Consider the following 6051-nt stretch of genomic DNA (forward strand, 5'->3'; position numbering starts at 1 on the left):
GCTCAGGGCGTCGCGACCGGCCGCACCTCGACGGCGAGCGGCTGGTCGAGCATGGCCAGCGCGGCCCGCTCGTCGCCGGGCCGATAGGGCCGGCCCAGGACGACCATGGCGACGCGCAGGTCGTAGGCACCCGCCTCCTGCATGCGCGTCATGTCGCGCAGGCTGTAGCCCGCGGCGAGGCGGCCGTCGGCCTGGCCGAGCACCGACGCACGGGTGATGCCCCAACGCCGCCAGGCGTCGGGGATGTCGAAGGCGTGCAGGTAGGTGCCGCCCGGGCCGTCGATGACGAACCACTCCGGGTCGGCGGCGTTCACCGTCCCCTGCGGCGCGGTCGCGAGGGCGAGGCCGTCGGGGTGGGCGGCGTCGACGTAACGGCTGCCGGCCGCGGAGGCGTCGAGGATGGCCTTGCCCTCGAACTCGAAGGCGCGCAGCAGCCGCAGCACGACCGCGGGCACCTTGAAGGTCGAGGGAGTGACGATCGCGTTCGGGTAGTAGTACGTCAGCACGTCGCCCGCCGGCGCGTCGGGAAGGAGCGCGCCCAGCTCGAGCGACTGCCGCGCCCGCACGATCGAGCGCACGGGTCCGTTGCGCACGCCCTCGATCACCGTCGTGAAGCTCTCCTCGGTGAGCTGCGGGCTCCAGCTGGTCACCAGCATCGCGAACGTAGGCGCGATGCGTAGGCTCATGCGCGAGACGAGGAGATGCGCCAGCGAACCGCCCGGGCCGGTGGTGGCGAGGTCGGTGAGGAAGTTGCGGCCGGGGGGATAGCGGACGCTGTAGGCGGCGGCGTCGACGCGGTAGCGGGCACGGTCGTAGGTGGCGTTCGGGGGCCGCTCGGGCGCGGCGGCGTCGGGGGCGTGCACGAGGTAGGCGAAGCCGCGCGCCCCGGTCGCCGCGTCGGACACCTCCACCTCCATGGCGTGGTCGCGGGCGGGCAGGGCGGCGGGCGCGATCCGCTCGCCCAGATCGTTCGCCATGAAGACGAGCGCGTCGTCGTCGTCGAACGCACGGCCGACGCCCTGGACGTCGCCCTCGACGACGATGCGGCCGCGGGCGTCGCGCTGGTCGACCTGGAACGGCACCGCGGTGATGCCGCCGTCGCGCGCGACGTAGAGCCGGTAGCTCGCCGGGTCACGGTCGGGCAGCGTCGCGAGCAGCCGCGTGTCGACGGTGACCGGATCGAGCTCGCGGCTCTGCGCGAGCGGCGTGGCGTCGGCGTCGCCGGCGCGTGCCAGCAGGAGGGCGAGCCACAGCGATCCGAGGACGTACCGCGTGATGTGGGCATAGCGCCGTCGGCGGACCGCTTACCAGCCCCCGGCGGCGAAGAAGGCGCGGCGCGGGGGGACCGCGCCGCGCCGACGGTCAGATCAGGCCGTAGAGCCTGGCCGCGTTCTCGGCGCACATCTTGCGCCGCTCCGGGGCGGGCACGTCGCGCATCATGTCGTCGACCACCCGGCGCGTCTCCGGCCAGTCGCAGCCGTGGTGCGGGTAGTCCGACGACCACATGATGTTGTCGACGCCGAGCACGTGGCGGTTCTTCACGGCGTAGTTGTCGATCATGAACGACGAGCGCCAGTTGCGGCGGTAGTAGAAGCTCGGCTCGTGCTTCAGCTTCACCGGCAGCCACCAGCGGTTGCGCCACCAGCGGTCGTCGAGCTGCTCCAGGATGTAGGGCACCCAGCCGCTGCCGGCCTCGACCATCACCCAGGTGAGGTCGGGGAAGCGGTCGTGGACGCCCGAGCTGATGATCTCGGGCAGGTCGGTGATGAAGTTCGCCGCGCCGACGTTGGCGAGGCCGGTGAGGTCGTCGCCGCGCGCGCCCTTCGGCTTCGGCTTCGCGATCTGGCGCATGACGCGCACGTGGAAGTGGACCGGCACCTTGTTCGCCTGCGCGGCGGCCCAGAACTCGTCGTCCTCGGGCCGGATGACGCTGCCGACGCTCGGGAACGTGTTCAGCCACACGCCGCGAAAGCCCATCTTGAGGCAGCGCTCCATCTCGGCGATGGCGGCCTTCACGCCGAGGGCCGGGATGCACGCGAGGCCGATCAGGCGGGAGGGATCGACCGACATGACCTCTTCGGCGAGCCAGTTGTTGTAGGCCTGCACGCCGGCGAGGTGGAACTCGGGATCGTCGTCCGAGAAGAAGTGGCTCATCATGCGCGCCGAGCCGAAGAGCACCTCGGCGTCGACGCCGTCCTGATCCTGCTCCTCGAGGCGCGGCCCGCCGCGGAAGTTGCCCTGGTTGGCCGCCGCGAACGTGACGCCCGTCCAGCGCACCTCCTCGTGCTTGCGGCCGGCCGAGGCGTAGATGCCGATCGGGGCCGGCGCGATCCCGGGGGCGAACTGCCAGGCCTCGCCGCCCTCGCCGTCGGGCACCACCGTCGGCACCTTGTGGTGGAACTTCTTCGGGACGTACGTCGTCCAGATGTGGGGTGGCTCGAGGACGTGGGAATCGGCGGAGATCAGGTTGTACTCACGGGCCATCGTGCGCGCTCCTCCAGTGCGTCGGAACATACGAACAAACGATCGTTCGCATCAAGGGGTGAAGAGCCAGTCGATCGTGTCGCCCGCCGGCCGGAAGCCGACGCGCCGGTAGAGCGCGTTCGCCGGCCGGTTGGCGCGCTCGGTCGACAGCGTGCACCAGCGCGCGCCGGCCGCGAGGCGCGCGTCGCAGCAGGCCGCCACCAGCGCCCCGGTATAGCCGCGGCGGCGGCGCTCCGGGGGCGCGTATACGAGCGCCAGCCGCCAGAGGTGCGGCGTGCCGGGGGCGAGGCGGACCATCGCCGCGGGGCCGCCGTCGTCCCATACGACGAGGAGCCCGGCGTCGAGCGCTGCGACGACGTACGCGACCGCCTCGTCGGCGTCCGCGTCGTCGCCGACGTCGGCCGCGAAGGCGCGGGTCCAGGCGACCAGCGTGGCGCCCTCGGCCGCCGTCGCCGGGCGGCAGTGGCCGCGGGGAAGGGGCCGCCAGGCGACGCGGTCGAGGACGTAGCGGACCTGGCGCCGGCCGGACCGCACGGTCACGCCGGCGCAGGCCCGCCAGCGCGCCGCGAAGGCGCCGGCCGCGTCCGCGTCGCCGAAGACGCCGGGCACGTCCCAGCCGGCCGCATGCACCAGGTCGACGACGGCCGCGATCGCGGCGACGGGCGCGTCGACGACGATCCACTTGCGCGGCGGCGTCTGCACGGCGACCGCGACCACCGCGCCGGTACCGTCGGCGACGGTGAGGAGACGCGCCGCCGCCTCCTCGGCCGGGTGCGCCGCGAGCCGCGTCGTCACCGCCAGCACGAGGTCGCAATCGACCTCGCGCGCCGCCAGCCAGGCCCCGGCCCGGGCGCGGAACGCTGCGACGGTCGCATGCCGCTCGACGCGCGTCCTACGCCTCCAGCCGGCCGAGGTTGCCCGCGCGCGCGAAGTGCGCGCGCAGCGTCGTGAGGTCGGCGGCGCCGAAGCGGCGGTAGGTGTCGGCGCCGCGCGGCCGCCACCACAGCGGGTCCGGGCCGTCGACGCCGAGGAACTTCTCGCGCTGCAGCTCGCGCTTCAGCACCTTGTTGGTCTCCGAGCGCCTCAGCTCGGGGACGATGCGTACGAAGGTCGGCGCCCACTTCGGCGACAGGTCGGGCTGGGCGGCGAGGAAGGCGGTGAAGGCACCGGGCTCGAACCCCGCGCCCGCGCGCAGCTGGAGCGCCGCCATGACGCGGTCGCCCGCCTCGGCGTCCGGCACGCCGTAGACCGCCGCCATCAGCACGTCGGGGTGTCGCGCCAGGATCTGCTCGACGGGCCGGGCGAGGAAGTTCTCGCCGTCCACGCGCAGCCACTCGACGTCGCGGCCGGCGAAGTACACGTAGCCCTGCGCGTCGCGGTAGCCGAGGTCGCCGGTGTGGAAGCGCCCGCCGCGCGTGCGCTGTGCGGTCGCCTCGTCGTTCTTGTAGTAGCCCTCGAACATGCCGGTGCCCGCGGTGTTGACGATCTCGCCGATCGCCTCGGGGTTTCGCAGCCGGCCTTGCGCGTCGAGCTCGGCGAGCGGGCACTCGTTGCCGTCCTCGTCGAGGATGACGACGCCGTACCCCGCGAGACCGAGCGCGCCCGGCGGGTCGCCGTCGCTGCGCGTGAACGTGACCCCGACCTCGCTGGCGCCGTAGCCGTCGATCACGCGGCAGCCGAAGCGGCGCCCGAAGGCGTCGAGGTACTGGCGCGGACCCTCGTTGCCGTAGGCGAGGCGCAGCGGGTTGTCGGCGTCGTCGGGCCGCTCGGGCGTGTCCATGACGTAGGCGAGCGGGCTGCCGACGTAGTTGAAGAGCGTGCAGCCGTAGCGGCGCACGTCGGCGAGGAAGCGGCTCTTCGAGAAGCGGCGCGCGAGCACGAGGGTGCACGGCGCCGCCAGCGCGACGCCCAGGCTCAGGATCTGCGCGTTCGAGTGGAAGAGCGGCATGGCGCAGTAGACCACGTCGTCGGGCGTCGCACCGGCCATCATGTGCACCGCGCCGTGCGCCATCATGGTGAGCTTGCCGTGGCCGCGCACGACGCCTTTCGGCCCGGCGGTCGTGCCCGAGGTGAAGACGAGGATGCAGAGGTCGTCGGGGTCGACGGCGACGCCCGGATCGGTCGCGGGCAGCGCCGCGAGCGCGTCCGGCAGGTCGCGCTCGGCCACGAAGACGATCGGCGCCGGATCGGCGGGCGCATCGGCGAGCAGCGGGGCGAAGGACGGCTCGGTGACGACGAGCTGGCAGTCGCTGTAGGCGACGTCGCGCGCGAGGTGCTCGCCCCGCCGCGTCGGGTTGAGGCCCACGACGGCGGCGCCCGCGAGGCCGGCGCCGAGCTGTGCGAACACGAACTCCGGCCGGTTCTCGAGCAGCAGCCCCACGTGGAAGGGGCGGGCGGGGTCGCGGCGCGCGCGGAAGAGATGCGCGAAGCGGGCGGACTCGGACAGCGTCTCGGCGAACGTCCAGCTGCGGTCGCCGTCGCGCAGGAAGACGCGCGACGCACGCGCCGGATCCGCGGCGTGCTGCCGCAGCAGGTCGGCATAGGACATGCGGCGGGTGAAGCATGCGCCGCGACGTGCCGGCAAGCGGCGCGCGCGTCGACTCGCCGGGCCGGGCCTGCGGCGCGGTTTCGTAACGCCGTTCCGGAATCGGGCGGCGCGCGAAGGAGGCGGCGATCGGGGTCGTGCTGCCGTACTTCGCGATCGAGATCTGCCGCCTGCGGCCCGCAGCGACGTCAGCGCGGCGCCAGGCGCAGGAACGGCACGCGGTCGCGGACGCGCGCGACGAGCGCGTTCGTCCAGGCGGGGGCGAGGCGGCTGGCCAGGTCGGCGAGCCGCGTCTCGCTGCCGACGAGGACGCGCCCGCGGCCGCGCTCGACGGCGCGCACGATCGCCGCCGCCACCGCCTCGGGGGCGCGCCCGCGCGCGAGCAGCCGGGCTTCCGCTGCCTGCGCATTGGTGTCGACGACGCGGCCGCGCCGGACGATGGCGGTGTCGGTGGCGCCCGGGTATGCGACCGTGAGCCCGATGCTCGAGCCGTACAGCTCGGCGCGCAGCGCCTCGCTGAAGCCGCGCACGGCGAACTTGCTCGCGCAGTAGCCGGTCTTGGTGGGGCAGCCGACCAGCGCGAAGTCGCTCGCGACGTTTATGATCCAGCCGGTGGGCGCGCGGCGCAGATGAGGCAGGAACGCCTCGCAGCCGTGGACGACGCCCCAGAAGTTGACCCCCATGATCCAGCGCAGGTCGTCGAGCGGCACGCGCTCGAACGGGCCGGCGACGGAAACACCGGCGTTGTTGACGAGCAGGGCGACGCCGCCGTGCCGGGCGACGACGTCGGCGGCGAGCGCGCGCATGGCGGCGGCGTCCGCGACGTCGGCGACGTGGCGCGAGGCGAGGGCGACGTCCGCGAGCGCGTCGCCGTCGCGGTCGACGCCGGCGACGGTGCAGCCGCGTGCCGCGAGGGTCGTGGCGAGCGCGCGGCCGATGCCGCTCGCGGCTCCCGTCACGACGGCGATCGTTCCCGTGCCCAGCCGCACGGCGGCGATTCGACCAGCGCGGAAGCGGCGGAG

Annotated in this window: 5 protein-coding genes; all 5 read right to left on the bottom strand. The window is 74.0% G+C overall.

Annotation, left to right across the window (positions count from 1 at the left end; all coding sequences use genetic code 11):
* Nucleotides 1-2: 2 nt before the first annotated feature.
* Nucleotides 3-1082 carry a hypothetical protein gene (locus KIT14_17420; GenBank protein MCW5892304.1) on the bottom strand — a complete coding sequence of 360 codons (1080 nt, stop codon included), beginning with the start codon at nt 1080-1082 and terminating at the stop codon, nt 3-5.
* Nucleotides 1083-1362: 280 nt separating this feature from the next.
* Nucleotides 1363-2484: an amidohydrolase gene (locus KIT14_17425; protein ID MCW5892305.1), complete on the bottom strand. Its 1122-nt coding sequence runs from the start codon at nt 2482-2484 to the stop codon at nt 1363-1365.
* A gap of 51 nt (nt 2485-2535) precedes the next feature.
* Nucleotides 2536-3279 (bottom strand): GNAT family N-acetyltransferase, encoded by a 744-nt coding sequence (locus KIT14_17430; protein MCW5892306.1) that lies wholly within the window; start codon nt 3277-3279, stop codon nt 2536-2538.
* 97 nt (nt 3280-3376) lie between these two features.
* On the bottom strand, nt 3377-5032 hold the full coding sequence (locus tag KIT14_17435; protein ID MCW5892307.1) for an AMP-binding protein: 1656 nt from the start codon (nt 5030-5032) through the stop codon (nt 3377-3379).
* Nucleotides 5033-5217: 185 nt separating this feature from the next.
* Nucleotides 5218-6018 carry an SDR family oxidoreductase gene (locus KIT14_17440; protein MCW5892308.1) on the bottom strand — a complete coding sequence of 267 codons (801 nt, stop codon included), beginning with the start codon at nt 6016-6018 and terminating at the stop codon, nt 5218-5220.
* Nucleotides 6019-6051 lie beyond the last annotated feature (33 nt).

The organism is bacterium (assembly GCA_026129405.1).
Classification (GTDB): domain Bacteria; phylum Desulfobacterota; class Binatia; order DP-6; family DP-6; genus JAHCID01.

Bases quoted from the DNA above. Each gene is read 5' to 3' on its own strand.
- KIT14_17435 (MCW5892307.1), bottom strand. From the start codon at position 5,032: ATGTCCTATGCCGACCTGCTGCGGCAGCACGCCGCGGATCCGGCGCGT.
- KIT14_17425 (MCW5892305.1), bottom strand. From the start codon at position 2,484: ATGGCCCGTGAGTACAACCTGATCTCCGCCGATTCCCACGTCCTCGAG.